11 protein-coding genes are annotated in these 17,948 nt (G+C 44.7%); 5 read left to right on the forward strand and 6 right to left on the reverse strand.

The annotated features are described in order from the left end of the window. Nucleotides 1–209: 209 nt before the first annotated feature. From R7M72_RS10095 to hemL, 4 genes are all read right to left on the reverse strand, one after another. A complete protein-coding gene (locus tag R7M72_RS10095) occupies nt 210–3,596 on the reverse strand; it encodes a response regulator (protein WP_005380036.1) in 3,387 nt (1,128 codons plus the stop codon). A gap of 226 nt (nt 3,597–3,822) precedes the next feature. Beyond that, on the reverse strand, nt 3,823–4,848 hold the full coding sequence (gene rsmC / locus R7M72_RS10100) for a 16S rRNA (guanine(1207)-N(2))-methyltransferase RsmC (RefSeq protein WP_025768200.1): 1,026 nt from the start codon (nt 4,846–4,848) through the stop codon (nt 3,823–3,825). A gap of 76 nt (nt 4,849–4,924) precedes the next feature. Continuing rightward, nucleotides 4,925–6,010 carry an AI-2E family transporter gene (locus tag R7M72_RS10105; protein WP_025768201.1) on the reverse strand — a complete coding sequence of 362 codons (1,086 nt, stop codon included), beginning with the start codon at nt 6,008–6,010 and terminating at the stop codon, nt 4,925–4,927. A 345-nt stretch (nt 6,011–6,355) separates the two neighbouring features. Next, entirely contained in the window at nt 6,356–7,651 is a 1,296-nt protein-coding gene (hemL, locus tag R7M72_RS10110; RefSeq protein WP_130545026.1) for a glutamate-1-semialdehyde 2,1-aminomutase, read from the reverse strand. A 246-nt stretch (nt 7,652–7,897) separates the two neighbouring features. Between hemL and erpA the strand changes: the two genes are divergently transcribed. The 3 genes from erpA to vmeK all read left to right on the forward strand — a co-directional run bounded on the left by erpA (nt 7,898) and on the right by vmeK (nt 12,574). After that, nucleotides 7,898–8,239: an iron-sulfur cluster insertion protein ErpA gene (gene erpA, locus R7M72_RS10115; RefSeq protein ID WP_005380031.1), complete on the forward strand. Its 342-nt coding sequence runs from the start codon at nt 7,898–7,900 to the stop codon at nt 8,237–8,239. Nucleotides 8,240–8,344: 105 nt separating this feature from the next. Then, on the forward strand, nt 8,345–9,460 hold the full coding sequence (locus R7M72_RS10120; protein WP_054574824.1) for an efflux RND transporter periplasmic adaptor subunit: 1,116 nt from the start codon (nt 8,345–8,347) through the stop codon (nt 9,458–9,460). A gap of 9 nt (nt 9,461–9,469) precedes the next feature. Beyond that, nucleotides 9,470–12,574, forward strand: a complete 3,105-nt coding sequence (vmeK, locus tag R7M72_RS10125) for a multidrug efflux RND transporter permease subunit VmeK (protein ID WP_318056159.1) — start codon at nt 9,470–9,472, stop codon at nt 12,572–12,574. Nucleotides 12,575–12,639: 65 nt separating this feature from the next. Here the strand turns inward: vmeK and R7M72_RS10130 are convergent, their stop codons facing one another. Further along, nucleotides 12,640–13,932, reverse strand: a complete 1,293-nt coding sequence (locus R7M72_RS10130; RefSeq protein WP_033905576.1) for a peptidoglycan DD-metalloendopeptidase family protein — start codon at nt 13,930–13,932, stop codon at nt 12,640–12,642. Between the two features lie 130 nt (nt 13,933–14,062). Between R7M72_RS10130 and tyrS the strand changes: the two genes are divergently transcribed. Next, on the forward strand, nt 14,063–15,250 hold the full coding sequence (tyrS, locus tag R7M72_RS10135) for a tyrosine--tRNA ligase (RefSeq protein ID WP_017820416.1): 1,188 nt from the start codon (nt 14,063–14,065) through the stop codon (nt 15,248–15,250). Between the two features lie 419 nt (nt 15,251–15,669). Further along, a complete protein-coding gene (locus R7M72_RS10140) occupies nt 15,670–16,515 on the forward strand; it encodes a magnesium transporter (RefSeq protein ID WP_213960720.1) in 846 nt (281 codons plus the stop codon). On the opposite strand, the gene dacB is transcribed toward R7M72_RS10140, so the two are convergent. Continuing rightward, nucleotides 16,494–17,915 (reverse strand): serine-type D-Ala-D-Ala carboxypeptidase, encoded by a 1,422-nt coding sequence (dacB, locus tag R7M72_RS10145; protein ID WP_213961878.1) that lies wholly within the window; start codon nt 17,913–17,915, stop codon nt 16,494–16,496. The two genes, R7M72_RS10140 and dacB, sit on opposite strands and share 22 nt — an antisense overlap. Nucleotides 17,916–17,948 lie beyond the last annotated feature (33 nt).

Genomic DNA, 17,948 nt, shown 5'->3' on the forward strand with positions numbered 1-17,948 from the left:
TTGCTCGAACTTACCTAATTAAGGCCAGTTAAATGGATAAGATCGTACGTTTTGAAGACCAACAATAGATAGCGATGTCTAACCGAATGTTCGTTATTGGAAATATGTTAATGGGGTAGGAAGAGGCGGTCTCTTTTATCTCTAGGAAGGGAATACTCGAATAACAAAAAAGCCCAGCATGCACGCTGGGCTAGTTTTTTTGATAAATATTAGCTGGTCAATAGTCGCTGTAGTTTATCTCGTTGTGCTTCTATGTATGCTCTCTCGGGGCTCTGTTCTTTGCAGTGTTCGAGAATGAACTCTATCGAGCTTAGCACCGTTCTCCAACGTGGTGTTTTGGGTAATGTTTCTATACGCATGTATTTATCTAAAGTGCGTGTTTGCAAAGTACTACGGTCTAGATAAACGCGCCACAAGCCACTTTGCTCTGCAAATGCGAACTTACTTTCACCCGTTACAGATTCCCAATACTCTAAAGCATGTGTCATTGCGTCTACTAGAACTTCTCGCATAAGTTCTTGCTTGTCTTTTTTATTACCGAGCGCTTTGTCTGCAAGGCGCGTAAATTCTCCGCCAAGCTCTTTTAGCTTTTGCAATTGGTCTTTGTCACCATCAAATGCATAACTTGAAAGCACTTCTACGGCGGTTTCTAGATTATGTATGCGAGCGGCACTGGCTCCACCGCCGACATTAAAGATGTACATGATATCTAACCCTGAACCTTCAGGGAGCTTAAGAATGTCTGCTTCGATGTTCTGACGAATATCTTCAATATAGATATCAATCTTGCCACAGTAATGAGGTTGTTTGACGGTCAGATATTTAGGGGCAATCAGCTCATCAGCAGATGAACGCTTTAGCTGTTCTAAGCTGCGCTTGAATAGCTTACAAGCAGCTTCGTTAGCAAAGCGAATACGCTTGTCTTCACGTAGACAGATGATAGCTTCAGGAGCCGATTCTAGCTGTTCCAACAAACGACCTTGAGTCTCAAGTAAGCTTGCTTCAACGACTGCACGCTGTCTAAGTTCAGACTCTAGCACTTTGTTTTCCATATGGCGCATTTCTGCTTTACTTGCCGTTAAATGCGCTTGGATACGTGCCGCCAACTCTTGTTTATTAAATGGTTTCGATAAATAGTCGTTGGCTCCTGCCTCAAAACCTCTTACACGATCTTCTGTTTGACTGAGTGCGGTGAGCATAATGATTGGCAACTCGGCATGATCATAGGTTTCACGTAGTTCACTACAAACTTGGTAGCCGCTCATGCCTGGCATCATGATATCCAATAACAGAAGTTCCGGCTTCTCTTGCTCGACGAGCGCTAACGTTTCTGGCCCATCGGAGACAGTACGCACACGATAGCCCTCTAAACGTAAAAAGCTTTCAAGCACGCGTAAGTTTACTGGTTCATCGTCAGCAACATACAGTAACGGGCCGTCTGGGTTCTCTGGAAGTGATAAGTCTTCACTGTTCTCTACATTAACTTCAGGAATTTGGAAGTGCCCGTGCGCAGCTAGAGTCTGGGTTGCTTGGATTTCTTCTTCACTGGCGAGCGGTAAAGTGAAACTGAAGGTAGTTCCGACCATTGGTTGGCTACTGACGTATAACGAGCCTCCCATTAATTCGATCAATTGACGGCTAATGGAGAGCCCAAGTCCTGCACCTTGACGATAACGGCTCGCGTCTTGCCCTGCTTGGATAAGTGGTTCAAAAATATGTTCAAGTTGTTCTGCGGGAATTCCTTGTCCAGTATCCACGACTTGTACGCGTACATGATCATCTACCACATTAGCGGAGATAACAATTTTACCTTCTGAGGTGTATTTAATCGCATTGCCAATCAGGTTATATAGCACTTGTTCAAGGCGTTGCGGGTCAGCTGACACTGCTTTTAAATCCGCTGGGACTTGGTTGATGATGCGGATGGTTTTACTTCCAAGTAAATGGCTAGAAAGCTCTAAAACCAATCGTGTTGCACTGCCCAAACTCACTGCTGATTTCTGGATATCCATGCTTCCATAACGCATTTTATGATAATCCAACAAGTCATCGACTAGATTAGCGAGACGCTGACCACTTTTAATGATGATATCAAGCTGATATTTCTGGCTAGCGGGGATCGCGCCATTGGCGCCGGACGCTAAGGTTTCAGCAATCCCGACCATGCCGTGTAACGGTGTACGAAGTTCATGAGAAGTCGTGGCTAAGAACTCATCTTTTAATTTATCGGCCAATTGCAGTTCTTCATTCTGTTTCTGAATGATCTGTATGTTGCTTTCTAGTTCTTCATTTTGCTTCTTAATGGTTTGAATCTTCTCTCGAATAGAGCGTTGCATTCGTTCAAAGCTTAACGCAAGCCGACCAATTTCATCTTTACGAACCGTATTAAAAGACGTGTCATCAAGATCCCCTGCAGAGACCTTTTCGGCAACCCAAGTCAATTTCAGCAACGGAGAAGTGATAAAGTTTGATAAATAGTGAGAAGCGATCACCACAAGGATAATGGCGATCAACATAGCGATAACGAATAGTTTTTCGAGTTGATGTATACGAGCGAAAGCTTCGTTTTCTGGTAACTGTACGACGAGCGCCCAAATCACACCACGAGTTTCAATCGGTGCATAAGCCGCGATGATCTCTTCACCTAAACCGTTTGTGTAAGTGCCGACACCAAATGCACCAGAGAGTGCTTTATCGATCACTTCTAAACTGTTCTTAATGTCGTCTTGTTTCGTGTTAATTGTGCGAGGTTGGTGATCATTTCCAACCAGCAAGGTGTTAATTGATGACTCTCGGTTGGCGTCTGCGGCTAACTTAGTGATGCCATTATTTGGCAAGCGGAACATGGCATAGCTGTGTAGATAACCTTGCTGAACAATTGGTGCACCTAGCCAAGCGACTGATTTCCCCCCTTCCAGCTCGAAGTCAGACACAATCACAGGAGTGTAGTCTTCGTTTACTTTTCGACGTTCAGTCACATCATCGGCGAGACGCTTGAAAGTTTTGCCAAGTGCCGAGTCTTTGTAGGGGCCTGATAACAAGTTCGTTCCGTAGTTATCGTCTTTGTTGATCGAGTAGGTGACGTTACCATTGATGTCTACCAGCAAAATGTCATTAAAATCAGAGCGCTTGAGGAGCTCTAAGTAGGCCCAATGATAGCGTTTATGTAAAAGCCGGTAACGTTCACTTCCTACATAGTTGGATGACTCGGGTAACGTTGAGGTTTTGATTTGGTCTCCGCTGCCCTCGATGTAGCGCTGTTGGGCGTTTTTACGAGACTCTTCAATATCATTGCCTAAACGACTAAAAGCATTGACGAGACCGTAGAATCGGCCACCACTGGCGTAAGCCAACTCTGAGCGCACAAAGCCCATGACTTCGGTTTCTCGTGCCTCAAAGTAGTCGATGATTTGCTGCTGTTTTGTATCTCGAACAGACAGTAAGTGTGAGGTGCTTTGTTCTTGCAGATCTTTACTGTGGGACTGCAAGAAAAAGATCGCAGTAATGGTAAGAGGTGTGATACTGAGCACCAGAAATGCGGTCATCAGTGTACTCTGAAGGCGCTTAAATTTCTGTTTTTTGTAGAATTTAAACATGGATAAGATTACAACTCATAATGGGCAGTTCTAAAACATACTTCGCTGCCGAGGTTCTCGTTAAAAACGGATAAGATGTTCAACTAGATAGAATTAACAAAATTAACGAGTTTTTTTTCTTTGACAAGAAAGTTAGTTGTAAAGCGTGCAGGGTGACGCAGTTTTTCTTATGAGTGTTGAATTTATGAGAAAAAATCGCGCAGGTTTGTGCCTGCGCGGGGGGAAGTTATGATTTTTTCGCGTAGTAGATAGAAAATTTATTGGTCTTATTTAGCGTCTCGCAATTATTAAACGCCCGCTCGATAATTGGTGGGTATTTTAAGAAGCTATTCGCGACAATCACCATTTCGCCGTCTTTGGTTAGATATTGTGGTGCCTGACCCAACAAGGTTTCCGCTGCGTTGTAATTTGTGTCTAAACCACTGTGGAATGGCGGGTTGCTGATAATAAAGCGGTAGTCTTTTGCGGTATCCGAGTATATATCTGATGCAAATACGCGTCCGGATAAACCATTCGCTTCTAATGTGGCTTGGCTAGAAGTGATCGCATAAGCATTAATGTCACACATCTCAATCGCGATCTCTGGATTCGCTTTCGCCATAAACGCACCGAGCACACCTGCACCACAACCAAAGTCGAGCACTTTGCCCGACAGCTTAGGTAAGGTTTCAAGCAGCAATCGGCTACCTAAGTCGAACTCGCCATGGCTGAATACGCCAGGTAGGCTCTTAACCGCTAGCGACTGCTCACCGAGTGTAACAGTGTAAGACTTAAACCAATCTGCTTGGTTGAAAGGTTTTGGTTCATTGAGGCAATTACCCCAGTAAAATGAGCAGCGACGAGCAGAGTCGTACTTGTTCACAGGGCCGTATTCTTGGAACATCTTCTCGATGCTCTTGATGCCGGAGCGGTTTTCACCAACGATGACGATTTCGGTGTTAATGCCCAGTTTCGCCATCAACATCGCCAGCAAGTATTCTGCTTCAGCTTTTGCCTTTGGCCAGTATAAAAGGACCATGTCTGCTTTTGTTTCAACATCAAACACAGAGCCAAAATGACTTTTCACTTTGTCAGAGGTTTGAATTTGGCGGTAGTAGCTATAGTTGGAAGTAAACACTTCAACAGACTCACAATGAGCCACTAACTCAAGAGGAAATAGGTCTTCAACTTCACCAGCGACTAAAACGTGTTTTCCGTTGAAGTATTCAAGTTGGCGCTGAGCTATTTGGCTAGGAGCGATATAAGCAGACATAAATTTGGTTCATCAGAAATAATTTGGGGCAGATTTTCGCACAATCTGCCCCAAGCTTGAAGTGATTAAGCGGTGACTAGCTGTTGTCTTGTTGGTTAAGGAAGTCTTTGAATTCTTCCTCGTAGATATTAAACAGTACCATGGTCACGGCAAAAATAAGTGGGCCGTAGATAAGACCAATCAAACCAAACAGATGCAGACCACCCAGTAATGAGAAGAAAATCATAAGGGTATTCATGCCGGCGCTGCCTTGCATTAGCAACGGACGCAATAGGTTATCTATAGAGCCAACGACAACTACACTCCACACCGTCAAGAAGATAGCCCAAGTCATATCGCCTGTTAAGAACAAGTACGCTGCTGCAGGAATCCAGATTAGTGCGGTTCCTACCACTGGAATGAATGATGCAAAGCCCATCATTGTTCCCCAAAATAACCCAGGGAAGCCGGCGAGCCACATACCGATACCGCCAGCCAGACCTTGAGCAATCGCTGTCATGAATGAGCCCATTACGGCTGATTTAGAAACTTGCTCTATCTCTGTCAATATGCGGTCTTCTTGGCTACGTGAGAGTGGCAGGATATGACGAATCGCAGAGATAATTTTGTCGTGGTCACGAAGCAGAAAAAACAGCACAAACAGCATTAGGAAGAAGTTCATTAGGAAGTTGGTTGCGTCTCCTAAAATCTTTGCGCTGATAGCGACTAAGTTAGAGCCAAACGATGTGGCAAATTGACCAATTTTCTCAGCAATGGCTTTGGGCTCGATTTTATCAAAAGGTAAGTACTCATTAACAATCGATAAGCCTTTGATAACGAAAGGATGTTGGAATATATCTTGGATGCCACCATTGGTAACCCAATTATATGTATTTTGTGAGAAAACAGAGCCTTGCTGAACAATGGCGGCAAACACAAATAAAAGCGGGATAACAATAATAAACGTCAAGACGACACATGACAGCAGTGCCGCCATATTGGGGTGCTTGGGAATTTTCTGCTCAAACCATTCGTGTATCGGAAACATGAGCAAAGAAATGATAAAAGCCATCACAATTGAATTGATATATGGCTCAACCAATAAGTAGCAAGCAAAAGCAGCGGCGAGTAAAGCAACCATTAGTACTCGGTGACTCGACGTTATTTTTACATTATTTGGCATGGTATTAGTCCAACTTACAGGTGACGTTTACGGTTTATGCCTTCAATGATGGCGTGTAACCTTTATTACTTTGCACTCTTAACTCTTTCAAGCTTATGACAATGCCGAATTAGAGCAGGGCGATGTACCTTGCTATAATGACTACAAATCAGTCGGTTATCAATCAAGAGATGAGCTATGGGTTGTTGCAACGGTGATAAAAAGTGTCAAACCGAGAAAAAAGCTAAGCGAATACCGTGGTTTGGCATTGTCGTTGGGGTATTAGCGATATTGGTTATTTTGAATTGGCAATAAAAAAGGACCGTTACGGTCCTTTTCTAAATGCGTTATCGCCGTTTTTAGCGATTACTTCGCTTCTTCTGCAAGAACAGCAAAACAGCGGTCAGCAGCTTCTAGTGTGGCATCAATCTCTTTTGAACCATGAGCGAGTGAAGTAAAGCTCGCTTCAAACGCAGATGGCGCAAGGTAGACACCGTGTTTTAGCATTAAGTGGAAGAAACGCTTGAAGCGTTCTACATCGCACTTCGTTACGTCTTCGTAGCAAGTTACTTTTTCTTGGTCAGTGAAGAAGAAGCCGAACATACCGCCCACTTGGTTAACAACTAGCGGAATACCGTGTTTTTCTGCTAGAGACTTAAAACCTTCAGCAAGTTGTTTCGTTTTAGAAGTTAGGCGCTTTTCGTTGCCTTCTTCTTTTAGAAGGTTCAAACATGCGTAGCCTGCTGCCATTGCGACAGGGTTACCGGAAAGGGTACCAGCTTGGTAAACTGGGCCTGTAGGTGCAACGTATTGCATCACTTCTTTACGGCCACCGAAAGCACCTACTGGCATACCGCCACCAATTACTTTACCCAGTGTCGTTAGGTCGGGTTTGATGTTGTAGTGTGCTTGCGCGCCGCCTAGAGCAACACGGAAGCCTGTCATTACTTCATCAAAAATTAGTAGCGCGCCTTCTTGATCACAGATTTCACGTAGCCCTTCGTGGAAGCCTTCCACTGGTGGAATACAGTTCATATTGCCAGCTACTGGCTCAACGATGATACAAGCAATTTCGCCTTTGTTAGCAGCAAATAGCTCGCGTACAGAATCTAGGTCGTTGAATGTTGCTGTTAGCGTGTGCTTAGCAAAATCTGCAGGAACGCCAGGAGAGCTAGGTTGACCTAGTGTTAGTGCACCAGAACCTGCTTTTACTAGCAAGCTGTCAGCGTGGCCGTGGTAACAACCTTCAAATTTCATGATCTTGTCGCGACCGGTGAAGCCACGTGCAAGGCGAATCGCGCTCATCGTAGCTTCAGTACCAGAACTTACCATGCGTATTTGCTCCATTGATGGAACAAGCTCAGAAACTAATTCTGCCATCGCGATTTCAAGCTCTGTTGGCGCACCGAAGCTAAGACCGCGTTGCGCTGCATCAATTACTGCTTCGCGGATAACCGCGTGGTTGTGGCCAAGAATCATTGGACCCCAAGAGCCAACGTAATCAATATACGCTTTACCATCGGCATCAAAAATCAGTGGACCGTCTGCTCGTTCGATAAATAGCGGAGAGCCGCCAACGCCGTTGAATGCACGAACTGGTGAATTGACACCGCCAGGGATGGTTTGCTGAGCTTTTTGATACAGCTCTGATGATTTGGTCATGGGGTTATCCTCTTTTGATTGCTCGGACCAAGTGGAGCGCATTGTACCTAGCTATAATCAAGTTAGAAACGTTTTGCTTAATTTATGTGTTGTTTCGCAGTGTAATCTTATATATCCGCATCTGTTATAAAGAATCGGCGGCGAATACTTGAACGAGTTTGTCAGGTATTGGATAATCGTCTCAATTAGCACAAATTTGACGTCTTGCTTCAGGCTTGACGCATTACACGAGTGAGAGAGGTCTTCGTGAGCGAAGTAAACGTACCATTATCTTTTTCTGACGCAGCAGCATCTCGCGTTAAAGCATTGATTGCTGAAGAAGAAAACCCAGCATTGAAACTGCGCGTATACATTACTGGCGGCGGCTGCAGCGGCTTCCAATACGGCTTTACTTTTGATGAAAATGTAAACGAAGGCGATACGACAATCGTAAACAGTGGTGTAACACTGGTTGTAGACCCTATGAGTCTGCAATATCTCGTTGGCGGTATTGTTGACTACACAGAAGGGTTGGAAGGAGCGCGCTTCTTCGTAAATAATCCAAATGCAACGACAACATGTGGTTGTGGTGCATCGTTCAGTGTGTAATTAACACCTAACAGGCAGCTAATGGCTGCCTGTGCTTTATGTAGAAGGATGTCACGTAAAGCGCACGCTCGCAGATATGCAGAGAAATAATAAAAAGGACTTTATATGTCTGGACTTTCTTTTGGACGCCGAATTGTCGAGCGCCCTTGGCTAGTATCTCTTATCCTCGTCTTACTTCTTGTTGCATGGCTAACCATCGGCCAACTCAAAGCACAGGATGATCATCCTAACTCTTCAACATCCACGAACACAACACCACTTGCAAAGGTGATGTTTGATACTTTTCTTGCCGAACCTACCAGTAAAACCATTGAATTGTATGGACGAACAGCGCCCAATCGTCAAGCGCGTCTTGGCGCCGAAGTTGCCGGTAAAATAGTCAGTCTTAACATAAAGAAAGGCCAAGCGGTCAAACAGGGACAAGTGATCGCAAACATCGATAAGCGCGACCTTGGCATTCAACTTAAACGGGCCCAGGCGATGCTGTTGGTTAAAGAGAAAGAGTTTAATGCAGCTAAATCGCTAAAAAGTCGTGGACTGCAAGGTGAGGTTGCATTTGCGACAGCGCAAGCAGCGTTGGTAGATGCACGTGCGAATTTGAGTAACGTGCAAACGGCTTTAAGAAATACTGAGGTTAAAGCGCCATTTGATGGCATCGTAGATCACCACTTTGTTGAGTTAGGTGATTTTGTCGGGATTGGCGATCCTATTGCGACGGTCATTGATTTGGATACTTTAGTGATTGAAGCCGATGTCAGTGAACGGCATATACAATACCTTAAGGAAGGCCTAGAAGCCGACGTAAGAACCATTAACCAACAGCATCATCAAGGTCGTGTGCGCTACATTGGACGTGTTTCTTCTGCTTCTACTAATACATTTCCAATTGAAATCGAAATTGATAATCAAGACGCAAGAATTCCTGCCGGTATGAGCGCAGAAGTACAGCTGCCTTTGAGTGAAGTGTTGGCAGTAAAGATTACGGCTGCCATGTTAGCACTAGATGAAGAAGGTAACTTAGGTGTCAAGACACTGCGTAATGAGTATGTTGAGTTTGTTCCAATTCAACTCGTTAAGGCCGAGGATGATGGTGTGTGGCTCTCTGGGTTAGGAGAGCGTGCAGACATTATCGTGCTGGGACAAGGTTTTGTGCGAGATGGTGATCAAGTACTGGCCAATAAAGTTGATGACGTAGTTATTGAAGCGGCTAATGAGCAGTAAGGAGCACCTATGTACACTCTGATTGATGCTGCGTTATCTCGCGCTCGCACTATGCTGACATTGTTGGTGATGATATTAATTGCTGGTGTCATTACTTACGTCACAATCCCCAAGGAATCGAGCCCTGATATTACCATTCCGATCATTTATGTTTCTGTTGGACATCAAGGCATTTCTCCTGTCGATGCCGAACGTTTATTAGTTCGGCCAATAGAGCAAGAGCTGCGTTCAATTGAAGGCGTAAAAGAGATGACCTCTGTGGCATCAGAAGGTCATGCTTCGGTGACGCTGGAATTTAGTGTCGGAGTGGATCTTGATAAAGCGATGACAGATGTGCGTGATGCGGTTGATCTTGCAAAGCCAAAATTACCAGAGGACAGTGATGAGCCAACGGTAAATGAAGTCACGTTTGCATCTGAAGAGCCTGTTTTAACTGTTGTTCTATATGGCACCGTACCAGAGCGGACCATTGTACAGATTGCCAGAACGCTACGTGATCGTTTGGAGAGTTTCCGTCAGGTTCTTGAAGTTGAAATCGCAGGGGATCGCGAAGACATCGTGGAGATAGTTGTCGATCCGCTATTGATGGAAAGCTACGGTCTCGATCAAGCGGATATCTATAATTTAATTGCCTTGAATAACCGAGTTGTGGCTGCGGGGTTTGTCGATACTGGGTATGGACGCTTTTCGGTAAAAGTCCCATCGGTTTTTGATTCACTGAAAGATGTGCTTGAACTACCGATCAAGGTGAATGGCAAAGAGGTGATCACTTTTGGCGATGTGGCGACAGTACGGCGTGCATTTCGCGATCCTGAAAGTTTTGCTCGTTTAGATGGCGAATCTGCCATCGTTTTGGACGTAAAAAAACGGGCAGGGGAAAACATCATTGAAACGGTTGAGCTGGTAAAAGAAATACTGGCTCAGGGACAGAAGCGCGCCGAGTGGCCCGACAATTTGCAAGTTAAATACACTTGGGATCAATCCGACGATGTCAAATTGATGCTCAGTGATCTACAAAACAATATCTTATCCGCAATTATCCTCGTAGTTATCGTCATTATTGCCATATTGGGGGTTAGGACCGCGCTTCTCGTGGGGATTTCTATTCCAGGATCGTTCTTGACTGGGTTGTTGGTGTTATCGGTATTTGGGCTGACGGTCAATATCGTCGTACTGTTTGCTTTAATTATGGCAGTAGGCATGTTGGTGGATGGTGCCATTGTGGTGACAGAGTTTGCAGATCGGCGCATGCAAGAAGGAACGCCACGTAAAGAAGCCTATCGAGATGCCGCAAAGCGAATGGCCTGGCCTATTACCGCATCCACAGCAACCACATTGGCTGCGTTTGCTCCGTTACTTTTCTGGCCAGACATCACTGGTGAGTTCATGAAGTACTTACCACTTACTTTAATTGCTACTTTGGCCGCTTCTCTGATGATGGCTTTATTGTTCGTTCCTGTCATCGGTGGGATCATTGGCAAGCCTCAAGTAGTCAATCAGAAAGCTCAGCGAGAAATGGTTGAGCTGCATAACGGCAACTTTGAAAAAGCGACAGGCATTACCAAGCTTTATTACCAGACTCTGTCGGTAGCGATTCGTCATCCATGGAAAGTCTTACTCAGCGCGATACTGCTAGCGGCAGGTGTCGGCTTCACTTACAACAAAGCTGGCTTGGGTGCAGAGTTTTTCCCTGAAGTGGACCCTGCCTTTTTTACCGTTAAAGTTCGTTCTTATGGTGACTTGTCAATTCACGAAAAAGATGTTGTTATGCGCGAAATCGAGAAGGTGATGCTCGGTCATGACGAGTTTGAAAGTGTCTACACGCGCACAGGATCGAGCGATAATGGGGACGAGATTGGCCAGATTCAAATAACGCCTGTGGATTGGCAGTATCGACGCAAAGTGAAAACCATTATTGAGGAACTAAAAGAGACGACAGACCGCTTTTATGGTGTTGAACTTGAGTATAAATTCCCGGACGCAGGACCGCCTGTCGAGCATGATCTCGTGATTGAAGTGTCATCACGAAATTTGAGTGTTAGTGCGTTAGATGAAGCAGCCAAAAAAGTACGACATTGGGCTGATGGTAATCCTGCACTGACCAACTTGAGTGATACCACTAATAAGGAAGGGATTGATTGGCAAATTGATATCCAGCGAGATGACGCCTCTCGCTTTGCAGCGGATGCTACTTTAGTCGGGAATACCGTCCAGTTTGTTACGAACGGCTTGAAAATAGGCGATTATTTGCCCGATGATGCGGATGAAGAAGTCGATATTTTGGTGCGCTATCCGCAAGATAAGCGCGACATAGGTCGATTTGATCAACTGAGAGTGAAAACGGCAGCTGGTCTGGTACCGATTACGAATTTTGCTCAAATCAAACCAGATCATAAGCAAGACACTATTCGTCGGGTCGACGGTCATCGAGTTATCAATATTAAAGCGGATATGGTGGAAGGTTACAATTTGGCGCTTGAGTTACCTAAGATTGCCGCTGGAATGGAACAGCTCGACTTACCGGAAGGCATTGAATATAAGATTCGGGGTCAAAATGAAGAGCAGGAAAACTCATCAGCATTCTTGCAAAATGCTTTTATTGTCGCGCTTGGTGTGATGGCTTTGATTTTAATTACGCAGTTTAATAGCTTTTATCAAGCTTTCTTAATCCTTAGTGCAGTGCTGTTTTCTACCGTTGGTGTCTTCGCCGGGTTACTTATTTTCCAAAAGCCATTTGGCATCATTATGTCGGGAATTGGAGTGATTGCGTTGGCTGGTATCGTGGTAAACAACAATATTGTTTTAATCGATACTTATAATCAGATGCGTAAACGTGGCTTAGAAAAATCTGAGGCTATTTTGCGTACGGGTGTGCAGCGTTTAAGACCCGTTTTACTTACGACGGTGACCACCATGTTAGGCTTATTGCCAATGGTGTTAGAAATGAACATCGACTTAGTTAATCAGAAAGTGGAGTTTGGCGCACCAAGCACTCAATGGTGGTCTCAGCTTGCGACCGCTGTCGCGGGTGGTTTGGCGTTTGCGACTTTGCTAACGTTAGTTCTGACACCGTGTTTGCTTATGCTCGGGAGAGAGCATCACTCCGAACAGTAAGCTTTATCGTGATGATATCGACAAAACAAAAAGGGCAGCGAAGCTGCCCTTTTCAATACCTTGCCTTACTTCATTGCTAGCAGTTTGCTGTAGCGTTCAAGCTTGTCCATGCTAACTTTCGCGTTTGCCATGAAAGTTTGTCTCGCTTTTCCTGTCAGGGATTTAGATTGTGGCAAATTCACCGTGCGCGGGTTTTTATGGACACCATTCACAAGGAACTCATAGTGCAGGTGAGGGCCAGTTACACGGCCAGTTCCGCCAAGCGTACCGATGGTTTGGCCTTGCTTAACGCGTTGACCAGCTCGTACAGTACGTTTGGTTAAGTGCAGGTACTTGGTAATGTAAGTATTACTATGTTTAATGAAAACGTAGTTACCATTAAATTTGTTGTAAGACGATTTTTGAACGACACCATCACCAGCCGCCCAAATCGGGGTGCCCACTGGTGCTGCATAGTCCGTGCCTCTATGAGGACGAACGCGTCCCGTCACTGGATGTAAGCGGCGTGGGTTGAAGTTAGACGAAACTCGACGGAAATCCAACGGCGCGCGTAAGAATGCTTTTTTCATTGCACGCCCATTTTCGTCGTAATACTTGCCACTTTTCTGATCCAATATTGCGGTAAAGGTATCGCCTTGGTTTTTAAAGATCGCAGCAATGATTTTTCCACGGCCGATTACTTCTCCTTCTACCACTTCCTCTTGGTAAAGTACTCGGAAGCTATCGTTTTTACGAATATCTAAAGCAAAGTCGATGTCCCAACCAAATATGCCAGCCAGTTCCATGATTTGGTTACCATTTAATCCAGAAGATATTCCTGCATTCCAAAAGTTTGATTTGATGGTGGCTTCTGCGTAGTTGTACTGGAAGTCGACTTCTTTCTTATCAACTTCAGAAACGTACTTGCCGTCTTTTAATGTGATACGAAAAGTCTCGAACGCGCTTAGTGTCCTTCTTAGCTGCACCAAGTCGTTATTTTCGTCAAAGCCAAATTGCAATCGGTCACCAGGTCGAAGCCGAGTTAACTGTTTTTCTACTTCTTTGTCTGATGACACCAGTTCATGTAATAGACGAGCAGAAAGCCCTACGCGACTAAATAAGATGGCAGCACTCTCGCCATTTTTTACCTTGTATGTCTCCCAGCGCAGCACGGCGGGAACCGCAGGCGATGAACTATTTAGTGCACTGAGTTCGAGGGAAACTGGCACAGGATAATGTTGACCAACTTTTAATCGGCTCTGCTGCGGGTCTAGGTCTTGCGGATCAGGTAAAAAGAAGAGCGCGAAGATAATCAGCGCACTAAAAAAACCGATCAATACTTTGTGCAAGAGTGGAAGTCGGACAAAAATCGAATGCATGAGGTACTTGATTGCTAAATTAAACGGAAAAAGTGACAACTACCTAGTCTAACGTGTTTCAAAATGCATCGCTATTCAAGTAATATGTTCAGCTATTATATTTTTGCCAAATCTGTGGGAGTGAACAAGAATGGCGAGCATTGAAGCTGCACTAGCCGAGATTAAGCGCGGTGTTGAAGAGCTGATTCCAGAAGAAGAGCTAATCGCAAAACTAAAAGAAGACCGTCCTCTACGTATTAAATTGGGCGCTGATCCAACAGCACCTGACATTCACCTAGGCCATACGGTTATTTTCAATAAGCTTCGCTTGTTCCAAGAACTAGGTCATGAAGTGACGTTCCTAATCGGTGACTTCACTGCAATGGTTGGTGACCCAACAGGTAAAAACACAACTCGTCCACCGCTAAGTCGCGAAGACGTATTGCGTAACGCTGAAACGTACAAAGAGCAAGTGTTCAAAATTCTCGATCCTGCAAAGACTAAAATTCAGTTTAACTCTGAGTGGCTGTCTGAACTGGGCGCAGAAGGTATGATTCGCCTTGCGGCAAACCAAACCGTTGCTCGTATGCTAGAGCGTGACGACTTTAAAAAGCGTTACGCGGGTGGTCAGCCAATTGCTATTCATGAGTTCATGTACCCACTTCTACAAGGCTGGGACTCAGTAGCAATGGAAACGGATGTTGAATTAGGTGGTACAGACCAGAAGTTCAACCTTCTAATGGGTCGTGAGCTGCAAAAGTCTCACGGTCAAAAACCTCAGGTTGTACTGATGATGCCGCTTCTAGTGGGCCTTGATGGCGAGAAGAAGATGTCTAAGTCAGCAAACAACTACATCGGTATCAGCGAAGCGCCAAGCGAAATGTTTGGTAAAATCATGTCTATTTCTGATGACCTAATGTGGAGCTACTACGAGCTGCTCTCTTTCCGTCCTCTGGAAGAGATTGCTCAATTCAAAGCTGATGTAGAAGCGGGCAAAAACCCTCGTGACATCAAAGTATTGCTAGCAAAAGAAATTATTGCTCGTTTCCACAGTGAAGCCGATGCCGATGCAGCAGAGCAAGAATTCGTAAACCGTTTTGCGAAGAACCAAATTCCTGATGAAATGCCAGAGTTTGACTTTGACGCAGGTCGCCCAGTGAGTAATCTGTTGAAAGAAGCAGGCTTATGTCCATCATCGTCAGATGCGATGCGCATGGTTAAGCAGGGCGCTGTGAAGATTGATGGTGAAAAAATTGCGGACAGCAAATTTGCTCCAGAAGCGGGTACTTACGTGTTCCAAGTAGGCAAACGTAAATTTGCTCGTATTACTATTCAGTAATTCATAATGACTGCAAATGAAAGCGTCCGAAGGGCGCTTTTTTTGTATGAAAATTTAGCAAAAACGGCAAAGTAAAACTTCCATACCTGATGAACTTTGCTACTATACTTGCGCTGCCAATAATGGCAGCGCTATCGGAGATTTACATGAACAATACCGACCATCCTCCCAGTCGTTGGGTGAGTAAGATTAAGGGAGCGAAATAACCCGCTTCGGTATTGGCGATCTCCGCCTTACCTAAGTGGTGAGGCATCTTTTCTAACTTTCTTCTCGTTATTTCCTTCATACATTCTGAATAGACAGTGCATTCGCATTGGTTTTCTCTGTGCATCTTAATTGTTGTCTGACTTTTAGCGTGCGAGAGTGGCTTTTTCATGCTTTGTCGATGGTCGTTACCAATGCCAATCGGGAGATTCGCCATGACGGTAATGAACAACACTTTTATTGAAACAACACCAAACTTTTCTGAAGTAGAAATTGGTGCAGCTCGCAATGCATTCTTGCAGTACGAGCAAGAGCAACAAGTCCATTTGCTTACGGTTATGCCGATTGATGAGGCTGTAGGTATTTTACAGCATTGCTCTGTCGGCTATGTGAATAGTCTTATTGCTCAACTTGAGCAAGCAGGTCATGACAAACGCGCACGTCATTATGCTCACCAACTGGGTCTGCATATGTCTGAAGTTGATACACCCGATGGTTATTTATCAACTAGTGTTTTAGGGCATGTAAAACAGCGTATTGGATGGATCATTGCGCTGGCTCTTTTAGGGATAGTGTCAGGTTTGATCATTGCTCAGTATGAGGACACCCTTAGTCAGCTTGTTTTACTTGCAGTGTACATGCCAGTGATTGCAGCTGCTGGTGGTAACACAGGAACACAAGCAGCAACTTTAGTGATTCGTGCTCTTGCTACTGGAGAGTTAAAAAAACGCCAATGGTTAGAAGTTTTGTGGAAAGAGAGCCGAGTCGCTCTATTTATTGCGCTAGCGATCGCTATCGTGATGATTGGACGCATTATGTTATTTAGTGCAGGACAATCAACAGGAGGCTTTGAACTGACCGATATCGCACTGGCAATAGCAGTTGCGCTGTTCATTCAAGTCACCATTTCTACAACATTGGGCGGGCTGTTGCCAATTATTGCACGAGCTTGCAAGTTGGACCCAGCCGTATTGGTGAGTCCAGTTCTTGCGTCTATCGTCGATATTTCAGGAATGTGGATTTACTTTAACGTGGTGAACTATTTCTTAGGTATTTCCTGACTAAAGTTCACAATGTCATTGTAAAAAAGCTGCTCAAAATGTGTAATCGGGGCGATGACAGGTGTGTTGTCGTCCCTTTTTTCTGGGAAGTAGTCTGAAACAAACTGAACAAAAATGGTGTTAGGTTGACCATTTTTATCCAAGCCATATCCAGCCATATTGTAAGTCCCGTAGATAGAGCCACTTTTCGCGATCAGCTGTCCTTTAATTGGAAGTTTTCGCATACTTTGTCGGTACTTTAATGTGCCGGATTCACCTGATTTCGGCATGATGGCAATCAATTTGAGTTCGTTTTCATACTTCCAAATATAGCGCAACATTTCAGCCATCTTGGTCGCTGAGATCCGGTTATTTCGCGAAAGTCCTGAGCCGTCTTCTAGGCGCGCATTACGAATATCAATACCAGTGTTGGCGAAAATGATCTGCTTGATCGCTTCTGTACCGTTAGTAAAACTGCCTGGCTGAACGAAAAATTTAGCACCAAGTGTTTTGGTTAATGTGTCGGCAATCAAGTTGTCAGAGTTTTTGAGCATATCTTCAAGAATGTCTGGTAAGGCCTTTGATTGATGCATTGCGATGAGCTTTCGCTGCTTTTCTGGCGCCGTACCGACCCTAATCTTTCCTGATACCCCAATGTTGAGCTCCTTGAGCAAAGTCGCCAACCTCTGACTGGTGTAACGCTCAGGGTCTTGAACCGCAAATTTCAGTGGCAATGGTTTGTCTCTTTCAACCAAGCACCCTGTTAGCTTGTAGTTGTTATCGGGATTTGCAACTAAACCTAAGTCACAATGACGACTTTTCTTAATGGTTTTAGAAACTGTTTCTACGGTACTTGTGACACGAATAGGTTGATGCTCTGGTACGTAGACCCGCGTTCCACCATCTTTTTGTGTATAGATAGAGGCTTGTACACAGTTGTTATTGAGTGTGATGGTCGATGCCGGAGCGCTGTAGCAAACTCCCAAGATATCCCATGGCCAGCCCACCGCACGGTTATAACCAGTGAATGCGCTGTTATCGAGCCATAGGTCACCGTTAATCCGTTTTAAGCCATTTTTCTTAGCTAGAGTGAGGAGTGATTTTAAGTCGTTGGTTTGGAGTGTTGGGTCGCCGACAAAGTAAATCACTGCATCTGAGTTCGACGTTTCCAGCTTGGTTCGAAACCGGAAGTTATCACCCAGTTCTAGCTTTGCGGCTAATGCGGTGACGATTTTTAATGTACTCGCTGGTGGGAACAGTTGTTCGGTAGGATGAACACCGTCAAGCTCAGCATTTTCACTGAGTTTTTCCGCAACTAAACTGATGCGGGCGCCTTCAGGCAACACCTCTTGATGAGGGTACGCTTGTGAAAAAGCAGAAAGTAATGAAGAGAATATGAGCAAGGGCCAACGTAAACGCATAATGATACTTTCTAAGGTGAGTTATGTGATTGA

The organism is Vibrio sp. YT-18, from assembly GCF_033337345.1.
Classification (GTDB): Bacteria; Pseudomonadota; Gammaproteobacteria; order Enterobacterales; family Vibrionaceae; genus Vibrio; species Vibrio alginolyticus.